This is a genomic window from Streptomyces sp. R11, assembly GCF_041051905.1.
Classification (GTDB): domain Bacteria; phylum Actinomycetota; class Actinomycetes; order Streptomycetales; family Streptomycetaceae; genus Streptomyces.
The window spans coordinates 6,415,811-6,430,040 of sequence record NZ_CP163432.1; the positions used below are offsets into that span (position 1 = coordinate 6,415,811).

The 14,230-nt window shown below is 71.1% G+C and carries 12 protein-coding genes; 9 read left to right on the top strand and 3 right to left on the bottom strand.

Annotated features, from left to right (window positions below; genetic code table 11):
* Nucleotides 1–5: 5 nt before the first annotated feature.
* Nucleotides 6–1,520 (top strand): Asp-tRNA(Asn)/Glu-tRNA(Gln) amidotransferase subunit GatB, encoded by a 1,515-nt coding sequence (gene gatB / locus AB5J55_RS29700; RefSeq protein ID WP_369273566.1) that lies wholly within the window; start codon nucleotides 6–8, stop codon nucleotides 1,518–1,520.
* A 56-nt stretch (nucleotides 1,521–1,576) separates the two neighbouring features.
* On the opposite strand, the gene AB5J55_RS29705 is transcribed toward gatB, so the two are convergent.
* On the bottom strand, nucleotides 1,577–2,383 hold the full coding sequence (locus tag AB5J55_RS29705; RefSeq protein ID WP_369273567.1) for a cyclopropane-fatty-acyl-phospholipid synthase family protein: 807 nt from the start codon (nucleotides 2,381–2,383) through the stop codon (nucleotides 1,577–1,579).
* A gap of 187 nt (nucleotides 2,384–2,570) precedes the next feature.
* On the opposite strand from AB5J55_RS29705, the gene AB5J55_RS29710 reads away from it, so the two are divergent.
* From AB5J55_RS29710 to AB5J55_RS29740, 7 genes are all read left to right on the top strand, one after another.
* Nucleotides 2,571–2,960, top strand: coding sequence for a hypothetical protein (locus tag AB5J55_RS29710; protein ID WP_369273568.1), 390 nt, complete (start codon nucleotides 2,571–2,573; stop codon nucleotides 2,958–2,960).
* Between the two features lie 211 nt (nucleotides 2,961–3,171).
* Nucleotides 3,172–5,400, top strand: a complete 2,229-nt coding sequence (locus tag AB5J55_RS29715; protein ID WP_369273569.1) for an MMPL family transporter — start codon at nucleotides 3,172–3,174, stop codon at nucleotides 5,398–5,400.
* On the top strand, nucleotides 5,378–5,953 hold the full coding sequence (locus AB5J55_RS29720) for a GNAT family N-acetyltransferase (protein WP_369273570.1): 576 nt from the start codon (nucleotides 5,378–5,380) through the stop codon (nucleotides 5,951–5,953). Before AB5J55_RS29715 ends, AB5J55_RS29720 begins: the two co-directional genes overlap by 23 nt.
* A gap of 55 nt (nucleotides 5,954–6,008) precedes the next feature.
* On the top strand, nucleotides 6,009–6,587 hold the full coding sequence (locus tag AB5J55_RS29725; protein WP_369273571.1) for a hypothetical protein: 579 nt from the start codon (nucleotides 6,009–6,011) through the stop codon (nucleotides 6,585–6,587).
* A 215-nt stretch (nucleotides 6,588–6,802) separates the two neighbouring features.
* A complete protein-coding gene (locus AB5J55_RS29730; protein ID WP_369273572.1) occupies nucleotides 6,803–6,985 on the top strand; it encodes a hypothetical protein in 183 nt (60 codons plus the stop codon).
* Between the two features lie 158 nt (nucleotides 6,986–7,143).
* Entirely contained in the window at nucleotides 7,144–10,188 is a 3,045-nt protein-coding gene (locus AB5J55_RS29735; RefSeq protein ID WP_369273573.1) for an AAA family ATPase, read from the top strand.
* Nucleotides 10,189–10,232: 44 nt separating this feature from the next.
* Nucleotides 10,233–10,448 carry a DUF6191 domain-containing protein gene (locus tag AB5J55_RS29740; RefSeq protein ID WP_369273574.1) on the top strand — a complete coding sequence of 72 codons (216 nt, stop codon included), beginning with the start codon at nucleotides 10,233–10,235 and terminating at the stop codon, nucleotides 10,446–10,448.
* Nucleotides 10,449–10,458: 10 nt separating this feature from the next.
* Here AB5J55_RS29740 and AB5J55_RS29745 read toward each other — a convergent pair whose 3' ends face one another.
* Both AB5J55_RS29745 and AB5J55_RS29750 read right to left on the bottom strand, forming a co-directional pair.
* Nucleotides 10,459–11,595, bottom strand: a complete 1,137-nt coding sequence (locus AB5J55_RS29745) for a sorbosone dehydrogenase family protein (RefSeq protein ID WP_369276338.1) — start codon at nucleotides 11,593–11,595, stop codon at nucleotides 10,459–10,461.
* A 363-nt stretch (nucleotides 11,596–11,958) separates the two neighbouring features.
* Entirely contained in the window at nucleotides 11,959–12,957 is a 999-nt protein-coding gene (locus tag AB5J55_RS29750; RefSeq protein WP_369273575.1) for an aldo/keto reductase, read from the bottom strand.
* A 76-nt stretch (nucleotides 12,958–13,033) separates the two neighbouring features.
* Between AB5J55_RS29750 and AB5J55_RS29755 the strand changes: the two genes are divergently transcribed.
* Entirely contained in the window at nucleotides 13,034–13,984 is a 951-nt protein-coding gene (locus AB5J55_RS29755) for a 2-hydroxyacid dehydrogenase (protein WP_369273576.1), read from the top strand.
* Nucleotides 13,985–14,230 lie beyond the last annotated feature (246 nt).

Here is a 14,230-nt window from a genome sequence, read left to right on the forward strand (position 1 = left end):
TCACCGTGACCACCACGACCGACCTGGTGTCGTACGAGGACGCGCTGGCGTCGTACGACCCCGTCATGGGCCTTGAGGTCCATGTCGAACTCGGCACCAAGACCAAGATGTTCTGCGGCTGTTCGACCGAACTCGGTCAGGACGCCAACACGCAGACCTGCCCCACCTGCCTCGGCATGCCCGGCGCGCTCCCGGTCGTCAACGCGATCGGCGTGGAGTCGGCGATCAAGATCGGTCTCGCGCTGAACTGCGAGATCGCCGAGTGGTGCCGCTTCGCCCGGAAGAACTACTTCTATCCGGACATGCCGAAGAACTTCCAGACCTCCCAGTACGACGAGCCGATCGCCTTCAACGGCTACCTCGACGTCCAACTGGAGGACGGCGAGACGTTCCGCGTGGACATCGAGCGCGCCCACATGGAGGAGGACACCGGCAAGTCGACGCACGTCGGCGGTGCCACGGGCCGAATCCACGGCGCCTCGCACTCGCTCCTCGACTACAACCGCGCCGGCATCCCGCTCATCGAGATCGTCACCAAGCCGATCGTCGGTGCGGGCGAGCGTGCCCCTGAGGTGGCGAAGGCGTACGTCCGTGAGCTGCGCGAGCTCATCAAGGCGCTCGGCGTCTCCGAGGCCCGTATGGAGATGGGCCAGATGCGCTGCGACGTGAACCTCTCGCTGCGCCCGAACGGCACCGAGAAGTTCGGCACGCGTTCCGAGACGAAGAACGTCAACTCGCTGCGGTCCGTGGAGCGCGCGGCCCGCTACGAGATCCAGCGGCACGCCGCCGTGCTGAGCGGTGGCGGGACGATCATCCAGGAGACCAGGCACTTCCACGAGGACACCGGGTCGACGACCTCGGGCCGCGTGAAGGAAGAGGCCGAGGACTACCGGTACTTCCCCGAGCCGGACCTGGTGCCGGTGGCCCCCTCGCGCGAGTGGGTCGAGGAGATCCGGGCGGGCCTCCCGGAGCTGCCGCTGGTCCGCCGCACCCGACTCCTCGCGGAGTGGGGCATCTCGGCCGTCGAGATGCAGGCGATCCTCAACGCGGGCGCGCTGGACCCGATCGTCGCCACGATCGACGCCGGCGCCGACGCGGCCTCCGCCCGCAAGTGGTGGATGGGCGAACTCGCCCGCAGCGCCAACGAGTCGGGCAAGTCGCTCGACGAGCTGGCCATCACGCCGGCGCAGGTGGCCCGCGTCACCGAGCTGGTCTCGAAGGGCGACCTGAACGACAAGCTGGCCCGCCAGGTCATCGAGGGCGTTCTCGCGGGCGAGGGCACCCCGGACGAGGTCGTTGACAAGCGCGGTCTGAAGGTCGTCTCGGACGAGGGCGCGCTCACCACCGCCGTCGAGGAGGCCATCGCCGGCAACCCGGCCATCGCGGACAAGATCCGCGGCGGCAAGGTGGCCGCGGCCGGCGCCCTGGTCGGTGCGGTCATGAAGGCCACCCGAGGCCAGGCCGACGCGGCCCGCGTCAAGGAGCTGATCCTTCAGCAGCTGGGCGTCAGCGAGGGCTGAGCCGAAGCGCGTACGGCCCCGGAGGCAAGTCCTCCGGGGCCGTCGCCTTGCTCGGGCTACGGCTTACGGCGTCCTACGAGCCGTACGAAGCCCAGCGCGCGGCCCTCGTCATGGCGCAGCATCTCGCCGACCCGGCGGGCCATGGTGCGATGCCACTCATCCGGGCTCTCCTCGGCGATCACGTCGCACCACAGCAGCCAGTCCCGCCAGCCGTCCGGCTGCCGGTCGGCGGCCTCGACCTCGACGGCGCCGCTGCGGGTCCACTGGCGTCGCCACCAGTCGGCGGAGTGGAAGCACCAGTAGCCCGGCTCCCACCACGGCTCGAGATGCTGCGGCGGCTCGAGCCCCTCCGGCTCCTCCCGCAGCGCGGGCACGACGACTCCGATCCGCCCGCCGGGCTTCAACAGCCGCGTCAGGGTGGGTAGATAGAGGTCGTCGGTGCCGAAGTACTGGTACGCGTCGACGCTCACGATCGCGTCGAAGCTGCCCTCGGCGAACGGCAGGTCGTGCGCCTCGGCGTGCACGGGCAGCACGCGGTCGGCGAAACCGGCCTCGGCGATGCGCTGGGCGTTGTCGTCGGGCTTGATCCACAGGTCGGCCGCGGTGACCTGGGCGTCGTACTCCCTGGCCAGGAAGACGGAGGTCATCGCCCGTCCGCAGCCCAGGTCGAGGACGCGCGCGCCGGGGCGCAGGGCGTCCAGGCCGAGGGCCGGGGCCAGCCACTCCAGCAGCCAGAGTGCGTTCGGGCCCATCTGGTTCTCCACGACCCAGTGGGGGTCGTAGCTGTTGCTGCGCGGGTAGCGGGGGTGGGTCAGCCGCTTGGTGAGGTCCTCATTCGAGGTCCTCGGGGTGATGTCCGGCATCGGTGAACGGGCTCCTTGAGTCCGGGAAGGCGGAAAGGGATACGGAGGAGCTCGGCCGGACGCTCAAACAATGCACCTGCTCAGGTCGGCGGCGGTGTGCCGCGGCATGGCTGACCTCCGGAAACTAGCAGTGGCAGGTACGGCCCGGCATCCGGTTTCCCAGCGCGACCCGCTACGCTCGCCCGCCATGAGTGGACGCGGTGATTCCGAGATATCCGAGACGGGGGAGGACCGGACCGAGAAGCCCGAGGGCCTGGACGACGGCAAGGACTTGGAGGACGTCGAAGACCTGGAGGACGTCGAAGAGTTCGAGGACGTCGAGGATCCGGCGCAGGTGGCGCGGCGGGCCCGCTGGACGGCGGCCGGGACCGGGGCGCTGCTCGCCCTTGCCGGCCTGGCCGCCTCGATGCTCCGCGCCACGAGCAGCGCCCCGGCCCTCGTCCCGGCCGCCTACGCCTTCGGCGCCGCCTTCTGCGCACTTGCCGCGTTCCTCGGTTCGCGGGGGCGCACCCGGCGGGCGCTGTGGCTGCTCGTCACCGGGGTAATGGTGATGGCCCTGGGGGATCAGTTCGACTGATGTGAAGGGCGCCACTCATGAGCGACGGAGTGACCGTTACTGTCCTGTGATCTTCCTCCCAATCGTGTGAATAAACGCACGAACGAGGCAAACGATCATTTTCGCCTGCGAGAGTTTGCTTCACATCGCTCACGCGTTCTTTGCGGGCTGTTCACTTCGTATGAACGACTGTTCCCGGTCAAAGATCCATAAAAGCCCCGGGAGCACGTTCGTGGCAGCCCTCGCACGCTGGTGTGTCCAGCGCCGCCTCGTCGCCGTACTGCTCTGGCTGCTTGCTTTCGGCGGGGTGAGTGCGGCCGCCGCCGTGACCGGCTCCGCGTACTCGAACGACTACCAGGTCCCCGGCACCGAATCGGGCCGCGCCACCCAGCTGCTGGAAGACGGCTTCCCCGGCCTCGGCGGCGACAGCGGCACCGTCGTCTGGCACACCACCGCCGGCACCGTGCGCGCCGCCGACGTCGAGCAGACCATGACGCGCACCCTTGACGAGATCGCGGAACTGCCCGGAGTGGCGGCCGTGAGCAGCCCGTACGACAAGCAGGGCGCCGCGCAGATCAGCGAGGACAGGCACACGGCGTACGCCACCGTCACCTTCGAAGCCGGAGCCGAGAGCCTCGACGAGGGCGACGCACAGGCCGTCGTGAGCGCGGCCAAGGACGCCGAGACCGAAGGGCTCCAGGTGGAGCTGGGCGGCAGCGCAGTCGGGCTCACCGAGTCGCCGGGCGGGCACATCGCCGAGGTCGTCGGGGTGGCCGTCGCGGCCGTCGTGCTCTTCCTCGCCTTCGGGTCGCTCGCCGCCTCGCTGCTGCCCATCGCCACCGCGCTGGTGAGCGTCGGCACCGCGTACGCCGGGATCGCGCTGCTCGGGCACGCCATGACCGTCGCCGACTTCGCGCCCATGCTGGGCATGCTGATCGGGCTCGGCGTCGGCATCGACTACGCGCTGTTCATCGTCACCCGGCACCGGCGCGGGCTGAAACGCGGGCTGCCCGTCGCCGAGTCGATCACGAGCGCCGTCGCGACCACCGGACGGGCCGTCGTGTTCGCGGGTGCCACCGTGTGCATCGCCCTGCTCGGCATGCTGATCCTGCAGCTGAGCTTCCTCAACGGCGTCGCGATAGCCGCCTCGCTGACCGTGGTCCTGACGGTCGCCGCCTCCGTGACCCTGCTGCCCGCCCTGCTGTCCTTCATCGGCATGCGCGCCCTGAGCCGTCGCGAGCGGCGCCGGCTGGCGGAGCACGGACCTCAGCCCGAGCTGCCGACCGGCTTCGCCGCTCGCTGGTCGGCGTTCGTGGAGCGCCACCCCAAGGCGCTCGGCGCGATCGCCCTGGCCCTCATCACGGTCCTCGCGCTGCCCACCCTGGGCCTGCGCCTGGGCACCTCCGACCAGGGCAACAACCCTCAGTCCGCCACCACCCGCCAGGCCTACGACCTCCTCGCCGACGGCTTCGGCCCCGGCGTGAACGGCCCGCTCACCCTCGTCACCCAGGTCGACGGCGGCGACGACAAGCTCGCCCTGGACAACCTCGACGCCACCCTGCGCACCACCGAGGGCATCGCGGCGGTGACCCCGGTGACGTACAACAGCGGCGGAAACACCGCCTACCTCACCGTCGTACCGGAGTCCGCCCCGCAGTCGCAGCAGACCAGCGACCTCGTCGACCGGCTGCGCTCCGAGGTCCTGCCACGCGCCGAGACGGGCACCTCGCTCGATGTGCACGTCGGCGGCATGACGGCGGGCTACGACGACTTCGCCGACGTGATCGTCGGCAAGCTGCCGCTGTTCGTCGGCGTCGTCATCGGCCTGGGCTGTCTGCTGCTCCTGCTCGCCTTCCGGTCGGTCGGCATCCCGCTGAAGGCCGCCGCGATGAACGTCGCCGCGGTCGCCGCCGCCTTCGGTGTCGTCGTCGCGATCTTCCAGTGGGGCTGGGGGAGCGAGCTGCTGGGGCTGGGCCGCGCCGGGCCGATCGAGCCCTTCCTCCCCGTGATCATGGTGTCGGTGCTGTTCGGCCTCTCCATGGACTACCAGGTCTTCCTGGTCAGCCGGATGTACGAGGAGTGGCTGGAGACCGGTGACAACCGGCGGGCCGTGCGGATCGGCCTGGCCGAGACCGGCCGGGTGATCAACTCCGCCGCGGTCATCATGATCTCGGTCTTCCTCGCCTTCGTCCTCAGCGGCGACCGCGTGATCGCCATGTTCGGCATCGCCCTCGCGGCCGCCGTCGCCCTCGACGCCTTCGTCCTGCGCACCCTCCTCGTCCCCGCCCTGATGCACATGCTCGGCGGCGCCAACTGGTGGCTGCCCCGCTGGCTCGACAAGCGCATGCCCCGCATCAGCATCGAACCGCCCGAGTCCCGCGCCGCCCATGAGAGGCTCACCGACGTCGTGGCGGAACTGGAGAAGGAGCAGCGGGGCGATGTACGCGATATCGCTGGGTGACGACGGAGCCGAGTTGCGGCCTCTGGAGCCGTGGCACGCCGAGGAGTTCCTGGCCCATCTGGAGCGCGGGCGGGAGTTCATCAACGAGTACGTCCCCTTCGGCTCGAAGGCCACGGACGTGGACGCCGCGCGCGCGGTGCTCCAGCGGTACGCCGACATGCGCGCCGCCGACACCGGATCCCTGCACGGCCTGTGGCTTGAGGGCAAGCTGGTCGGCGGGGTGCTCTTCCTCAACTTCGACGCAGAGAACGCCAACTGCGAGGTCGGCTGCTGGCTGGAGCCCGCCGGCACCGGGCGGGGGCTCGTCACGCGCGCGATGCGCGTACTCATCGACTTCGCCGTCGAGCAGCGCGGCATCCACCGCGTCGAGTGGATCGCCTCCGCCGGGAACACGCCCAGCCTGAACGTGGCGCGCCGCCTCGGCATGACCCGCGACGGCGTGCGCAGGGAGAGCTACCCCTATCGTGGGGTGCGGCACGACCTCGAGGTGTGGTCGATCCTGGCCCCCGAGTGGCGTGAGGCACGCACGCGTGCCGTCCGCAATGATCAGTAAGAGGCCTCGACGATCATTAAGAGACCTCTCATACAGCGTCCGTACGGTGCGAGGCATGGGAACGAAGACAGTGGACGAGACCGGCGCCGACCGAGGCACTGAGGCGAAGACCGACGAGGAGAAGGTGGACGTCGTCAAGACGAGCGATGCCACTGACGCCACCGTCTCCGACGAGGTCGAGGAGAACGACGACATCGAGGCCGAGGACGAGGTGACCGCTCAGGCCACGGAAGCGAGCCCCTCCGCTGTCGGCCAGGGCGCGGCCGCGGTCGTCTCCGCGGCGCTCGGCCTCGTCTCCCTGACCGGTGGCTGGATCGGTACGGTCGCCGCCGCGCGCGAGACCCTCGTGGGCCAGCTGGAGACCGCCTCGAACGCGAGCGTCTCCCAGCAGATCCAGGAGGTCTACGGCGACGCCTGGCAGACCTCCGCCCTGTGGGCCGGCGTGTTCGCACTGGCCGCGCTGATCGTCGGCGTCGTCGTGCTCGCCCGCCCCGCGTTCGGGGCGCCCGGCAAGCCGCAGGCCCCGTGGATCAAGTCGGTCGCCTGGGGCGGTGTCGCGCTCGGCGTCATCGGTCTGCTGCTGGCGGTGCTCAAGTACACCGACGCCCTGCTCGGCCTGCCCTCGGCAAGCTGAACCACCTGAATCACCGCAGGTCCCGAGGGGCCTCAGGACAGCCATAAGTACCTTAGACGGCGCCCTGAGGCCCCTCATGCGCGTCTAAGGCCCCTCGGCCGCCGAAGATGCGGAACTCTCCCGATGTGGCGGACCCGCCTGGCAGACGAAGGTTGACCCATCGCACAAAGCGATGTCGGAAATCGCGTCTCACCAGGGAAAACGAGGGTGCTGCCATGTTCGAGTACGAGCTCCACCACATCCGCTCCGCCGACATGATCCGCGAGGCCGAGCACGAGCGCATGGTCCGCGAGGTCATCCGCGGGCGCCGCGCCGCGAAGCGCTCCACCAAGGGTGCGGCGGAGGCGGAGTCGCATACGTCCCGCCTCCGTAGGCTCCGGCATCCGCGTGCCGCGTGAAAGCGGCGGTTCCGGGGGCCGAAGGTCGCCTCCCGGCGCCGGTCGCGGCCGTCTCAGCCCGTCCGGCACCTGAGGGCGAGGCCCATACCGGGCCGCAGGGGTTCTCCGGGGGCGCCGGTCCCCGGAAAACCGATGCCGGACTCGCAGCAGCGCGTGCGATGCTCGGACCCGTGGAGAGCCGGTCCGTCAGTCCCGTGTTCGTCGGTCGCGCAGCCGAGTTGGAGACTCTGAACGACGCCCTCGCCCGAGCCGCCGCGGGCGAACCGCAGGCGTTGGTGATCGGCGGCGAGGCAGGGGTCGGCAAGACCCGCCTCGTCGAGGAGTTCGCCGACGCCGCGGGCGAGGGCGCCGCCGTCGTCGCGCTCGGCGGCTGCGTCGAGATCGGGGCCGACGGGCTGCCCTTCGCCCCGTTCTCCACCGCGCTGCGCGCCCTGCGCCGCGAACTGCCCGGCGAGCTGGCCGCCGCGGCCGCCGGCCAGGAGGAGGAACTGGCCCGGCTGCTGCCCGAGTTGGGCGAGACAGCCCCGACCCGCGGCGCGGACCGTTCCGACGAGGAGGGCATGGCGCGGCTCTTCGAGCTCACCGCCCGCCTGCTGGAGCGCGTCGCCGCCGGCCGCACGGTCGTCGTCGCCCTGGAGGACCTGCACTGGGCCGACGCCTCCACCCGCCACCTCCTCGCCTATCTCTTCCGCACGCTGCGCACCGGCCGCCTCGTCGTCCTCGCCACCTACCGCTCCGACGACATCCACCGCCGCCACCCGCTGCGTCCGCTCCTCGCCGAACTCGACCGGCTGCGCACGGTCCGCCGCATCGAACTCGGCCGCTTCAATCGCGCCGAGGTCGGCCGCCAGATCGCCGGCATCCTCGCCACCGAACCCGACCCGGCCCAGGTCGACGAGATCTTCGAACGCTCCGACGGCAACGCCTTCTTCGTCGAGGAACTCGCCGTCGCCGCCCACGAGGGCAGCTGCGCCGGCCTCACCGACTCCCTGCGCGACCTGCTCCTCGTCCGGGTCGAGGGCCTGCCGGAAAGCGCCCAGCGGGTCGCCCGGATCGTCGCCGAAGGCGGCTCCACCGTCGAGTACCGGCTGCTCGCCGCCGTCGCCCAGCTCGCCGAGGACGACCTCATCGAGGCGCTGCGGGCCGCCGTCAACGCCAACATCCTCATCGCCGCGCCCGGCGGCGACGGCTACCGCTTCCGGCACTCCCTGGTCCGCGAAGCCGTCGGTGACGACCTGCTGCCCGGCGAGCGCTCCCGCCTCAACCGCCGCTACGCCGAAGCCCTGGAGACCGACCCGACGCTCGTCCCGGCCGGCGAGCGCGTGATGCGGCTGGCCAGCTACTGGTACCACGCCCACGACCCGGCCAAGGCCCTGCCCGCCGTCCTGGACGCCTCCGTCACCGCCCGCCGCCGGCACGCCCACTCCGAGCAACTGCGGCTGCTGGAACGCGCGATGGAGCTGTGGGACTCCGCCCCCGAGGCCATCCGGGCCACCCTGCGCCCCGTCGACTACACCGAGGTCTACCCGCCCTGCGGCTGCGACCCCGACACCACACCCCTGCGCTACCTCGACCTGATGGCCGAGGCCGCCGTCGCCGGACGGCTCTGCGGGGAGCGCGAACGCGCGCTGAAGATCACCAAGCGCGCCCTGCACCTGCTGGAGGACGAGGGCGATCCGCTGCGCGCCGCCTGGTTCTGGGTCCAGCGCTCCCGGCTGGTGCAGTCCCTGGCCCGCGGCGACGGCTGGAAGGAACTCGGCACCGCCCAGCAACTGGTGCGCGGCCTGCCCCCGTCCGAGGTGCACGCCGAGGTGCTGGCCGCCGCCGCCAACTGGTCGATGCTCCGCGCCCCCGGCCCCGACGCCATGTCGGCCGCCGAACGCGCCGTCGAGTACGCACGCATGGTCGGCGCCGAGGACATCGAACTGAACGCGCGACTCACACTCGGCAACCTCATGGTCGACGCAGGGCACATCGAGTCCGGACTGGCCCAGATGTACGAGGTCAGGGACGAGGTGCTGGCCCGCGGCCTGACCTCCGTGGTGGGCCGCAGCCATGTGAACCTGCCCTCCGTCCTGGAAGGCATCGGCCGCTCCGAGGACGCCGTCGGCATCCTGCGCGAGGGCTTGCGTCTCACCCAGCAGTGGGGCCTGCGCGACTCCGAGGCCTGGGTCTGGGCGAACCTCGCCAAGTCGCTGATTTCTTTGGGCCGTTGGGACGAGGCCGGCGCTGCCGCGGTGAACGCCCAGCGCACGGGACAGTCCGCCAAACCGCTCGGCGGTGGTTCCAACAGCCTCGCCCACCTCGCGCTCGCCCGCGGCGACACCGCCGCTGCCGCCCGCCATCTGGCCACCAGCCGCGCCTCCTACGGCACCCACGACCCCATGCCGCAGAACGACCTGCGCATGTCCTGCCTCGCCCTCGGCATAGCCGCCGCCGAGGGCCGCCTCCTCGACGCCCGCGCGGAAGCCGACCGGGTCCTGGACGCCGGCTTCCCGCCGGGCACCCAGCGCTACGTCTGGCCCCTGCTGCTGGCCGCCGCCATCGCCGAGTCGGACGCCCGCGCCCGGGCACTGCCCGCCGCACAGGAGGGCCGCACCGCCTTCCTGGAACGGCTCTGCGACGCCGTCCGCAAGCTCACCACGGGCGCACCCCTGTGGCTCGCCTACGAGAAGTGGACCCGGGCCGAACTCGACCGCGCCGAGAACCGGGCCACCCCCGACACCTGGTCGGACGTGGTCACCGCCTTCGAGGCCCTGGAACGCCCCTACGACCTCGCCCAGGTCCGCCACCGCCTGGCCGAGGCGCTGCTCGCGATCGGCGGCGACGACGAGCGCGCCCGCGCCACGGAACTGCTCCGCCTGACCCGCGCCGCCGCCATCCACCTGGAAGCGCGCCCGCTCGTCGACGCCACGACGCACCTGGCCCAGCGAGCCCGCCTCGCCCTCACCACGGCCCCGCCCCCGACCGACCCGGCCGACTCCCTCGGCCTCACCACCCGCGAACGAGACGTCCTGCGCCTGGTCTCCGCAGGCCGCACCAACCGCCAGATCGCGGAGGAACTCTTCATCTCCCCGAAGACGGCCAGCGTCCACGTGTCGAACATCCTGGGCAAGCTCGGCGTCTCCGGGCGGGGCGAGGCTGCGGCCGTGGCGCATCGGACGGGGATGTTCGCGGCCGAAACGCTCCCGTCCGGGACCTGAGCCCGAGGTTTACGCTGTAAGGGACGTCGGCCCAGGGAGGTTCCGTGTTCAACGCGTTCGAGGAACTTTTCGCGCCCGGCCGCAAGCACACCACCGACGAACAGAACCGCCTGGAACTGACCCGCGAGGACGTCGGGGACAACGACCCCGGCCGCGGACCGATAGATCTCGCGTCCGGGAAGGTCGTCGTACGGCCCCCCGAACCGTCGGCCGAGGAGGACGAGCACGGAGGTGACGGGAGGCGCGACGGGGAGGGGTGAAGGCGGCCGCTCAGGTCACCTGCACCTCCAGGATCCGGTCGTCCCCGTCCTTCGGGCTGCCCCGCCCGTCCGTGTTGCTCGTCGTCACCCACAGCTTGTCGCCGCCAGCCGATACAACCGTCCGCAGCCGGCCGTACTCACCCTCCAGGAAGGCTTGCGGGTCAGCCGATGCCTCGGTCCCGTCGAGGGGGACGCGCCACAGACGCTGGCCCTTCAGGCCGGCCATCCAGACGGAGCCCTCGGCGTAGGCGACGCCACTGGGGGAGGCGTCGTCGGTGCCCCACTGGGCGAGTGGGCTGCGGTACTTGGCGTTGTCGGACTTGCCCTCGACTTCTGGCCATCCGTAGTTGTCGCCCGGCTTGATCGCGTTGAGCTCGTCCCAGGTGTCCTGGCCGAACTCCGCGGCGAACAGGCGCTGTTTGGCGTCCCAGGCCAGGCCCTGGACATTGCGGTGGCCGTACGAGTACACGGGGGAGTCGGTGACGGGGTTGCCCGGAGCCGGTTCACCCTCCGGTGTCATGCGCAGGATCTTGCCGCCCAAGGACTCCTTGTCCTGGGACAGGCCCGTGTCACCGCTCTCGCCCGTGCCTGCGTACAGCATCTTGTCGGGGCCGAAGGCGATCCGGCCGCCGTTGTGGATGAAGCCCTTGGGGATGCCTCTGAAGATCGTGTCGGGTGCGCCGAGCTGCTCGCCGGTGGGCCGCTGCTCGTCGTACAGCACGCGGACGATGCGGTTGTCCGAGGCCGAGGTGAAGTACGCGTAGATCATGTGGTCCGAGGCGTAGTCCGGCGACAGCGCCAGGCCCATGAGGCCGCCCTCACCCGCCGGGGACACCCCCGGCACCTCGCCCAGCTCGGTCTTCTTGCCCGTCTTCGCGTCGACCCGCGTGATCGTGGCCTCGTCGCGGGAGGAGACGAGCAGGTCGCCGTCGGGGAGCGGGGCCAGACCCCAGGGGGTGTTCAGGCCCCCGGCGACCGTGCGCACCACCTTGACGGAGCCCTTCGCCGGCGGGGTCTCCTCGGCGGCCCGACCGGAGGGCGACGACCCCGCGGCCGTACTACTCGGTGCCGCGGCTCCGTCCTCGCCCGGAGATCCCCCGTCGTCGGAGGAACAACCGGCCGTCAGCAGGAGCGCGGCCGCGGCCATCACGGCCGTCACAACTCGACGTTGCACGATCAAGGTCCCTTCGACGCGGCGGCTTCTACTTTTCTTACACCGCTCGCGCCTCACAGGTTCCCGATCCATGAACCTCGAACCACCTCCGTGCGGGCGTCCCGTCCGTGTTTGGTCGGCAGTCGGCGCCTGTGACCTGCGGTGGAGCCCAAGCGCCGCGGTCGGCGGGGCAGGGCCCGGCGGCCGAGACTTCGCGACGGGACGGCGCCGCAGCAGGGCGCGCGGGCCGGCGGGAGGGCGCGGCGGCCCGCAAGTCCCCCGGCCCCCTGCCGATCTCGGTCTCCGGCCGATCCCGGCCCCGAGCCCGGCGATTTTCGGCTCAGGACCTTTGCACCGTCAGTCCCACGACCCCAACGCCCCCGGCAACTCCGCCACCTCCGCCAGATCCGTCTCCGTCAGCCGCAACTCCCCGGCCGCCGCGTTCTCGCTCACCCAGCGCTCCTGCTTCGCCCCCGGCACGGTGACCACGTGTCGCCCCTGAGCCAGTACCCACGCCAGTGCCACCTGCGCCGGGGTGACGCCCTCCCCGTGGCGGGACGCGATGCGGCGCAGGCCGGCGACTATCGGCTGGTTGGCCGCCATCATCTCCGCGGTGAAGCGCGGGTGGCGGGCGCGGACGTCGTCGGGTTCGAAGCCCTCGCCCGGGGTCAGTCTGCCGCTGAGGAAGCCGTTGCCCAGTGGCATCGCGGCCAGGAAGCCGATGCCGCGGGCCTCGCACCACGGCAGCAGCGTCTCCAGTGCCTCCGGTGACCAGACCGACAGCTCCGCCTGTACGGCGCTCACCGGGAAGACCTGCTGCACCCGCTGCAGCTGGCGGATCGTCGTGTCGTGCAGACGGGTTCCCGAGCGGCGGCCACCCCGCGCGCCCACCGCGCACAGTCCCAACGCCCGTACCTTTCCGGCCCGAACGAGCTCCGCCATCGCGCCCCAGGTCTCCTCGACCGGTATTTCGGGGTCCGCGCGATGCAGTTGGTAGAGGTCGATGACGTCCGTCTGCAGGCGGCGCAGAGAGGCGTCGCAGGCACGCTTCACATAGCCGGGACGGCCGTTGGCCACGATGTGCTGTTCGCCCACGAGCAGGCCGACCTTGGTCGACACGAACGCGTCCCGCCGGCGCTCCTTCAACACCCGCCCCAACAGCAGCTCATTGGTGAACGGGCCGTACATGTCGGCCGTGTCCAGCAGTGTCGAGCCCAGATCGAGCGCCCGGTGCACCGCCCTGAGCGACTCCTCGCCCCGCTGCCGCGACGAGCTGTAGGCCCAGCTCATCGGCATGCACCCGAGTCCGACGGCTCCCACCGCGAGCGCCGCCGCGCCGATCGTCCTGCGCTCCACCTGGCCGTAACCCTCCCTCTTTCGGCACCCCAACCTAACCTCTGCACTCCTGTTCGCCTGACATAGCCTCCAAGGCATGACTGCTGACGTGTGGCTCCCCATCCCGCCGGAAGAGATCGAGGGCCTCCCGCAGGGCCCGCACTACCGCTTCTGGAACGGCGAGGAGACCTTCCCCGCCGACCCGGCCGAGTGCGCCTTCTACGTCGTCCCCTACATGAAGCCGCCGGGAATCGGACAGCGTCCCCTGCCGGAGATGAGCTCCGTGGAGGTCGTGCAGACGCTCTCCGCCGGCATCGATCACGTGGAGTCGGGCCTGAAGCACCTGCGCCCGGGCGTGCGGCTGTGCAACGCGCGCGGGGTGCACGAGGCGAGCACCGCCGAGCTCACGCTCACGCTGGTCCTCGCCTCGCTGCGCGGCGTCCCCGACTTCGTGCGGGCCCAGGACAGAGGGGAGTGGCTCAGCGGTTTCCGGCCCGCGCTCGCGGACAAGAACGTCCTCATCGTGGGATACGGCTCGATCGGCGCCGCCATCGAGGACCGGCTCGCACCCTTTGAACTCGCGCGGGTGGCGCGCGTCGCGCGCTCTGAGCGCACCACGGCGCGCGGACCCGTGCTTCCGCTCACCGAACTGTCCGCCCTGCTTCCGGAAGCGGACGTCGTCATCCTCTCCACGCCCCTCACGGCGGCCACCCGGCACATGGTCGACGCCGACTTCCTCGCTCGCATGAAGGACGGCGCGCTGCTGGTCAACGTCGCACGTGGGGGCGTCGTGGACACGAAGGCGCTGCTGGCGGAGCTGGAGACCGGGCGCATCACCGCGGCCCTGGACGTCACCGACCCCGAGCCGCTGCCCCGGGAGCATCCCCTGTGGCGTGCGCCGGGCGTACTGATCAGCCCGCACGTGGGCGGACCGACGTCGGCGTTCCTGCCGCGCGCCAAGCGGTTGCTGGTCGACCAGCTCACTCGTTACGTGAACCGTGAGCCCCTTCGCAACGTGATCCTTACGACGGGCGCGGCACGCGCGTGACGCTCGCGGGCTGAGCTTCCCTCGGGTGCCGTGTGCGCCGCGCGCAACAGGCCGGAAACCCGCTTCGAGTACCGTCCGCAACCTTCCGGAAGCGGTGGGTACTCGCATATGCGCTGGTCGTTACGGAGCGTAGAGGTGCTATGTCCCTGAGTGACGAGACTGGTGTATCGTCCCGACAGGGGCTGCGCCGTGCACCTTTCGGCGCCGGGGATGGACATTTCAGATTTGTGAGGGGGGCGACGGGCG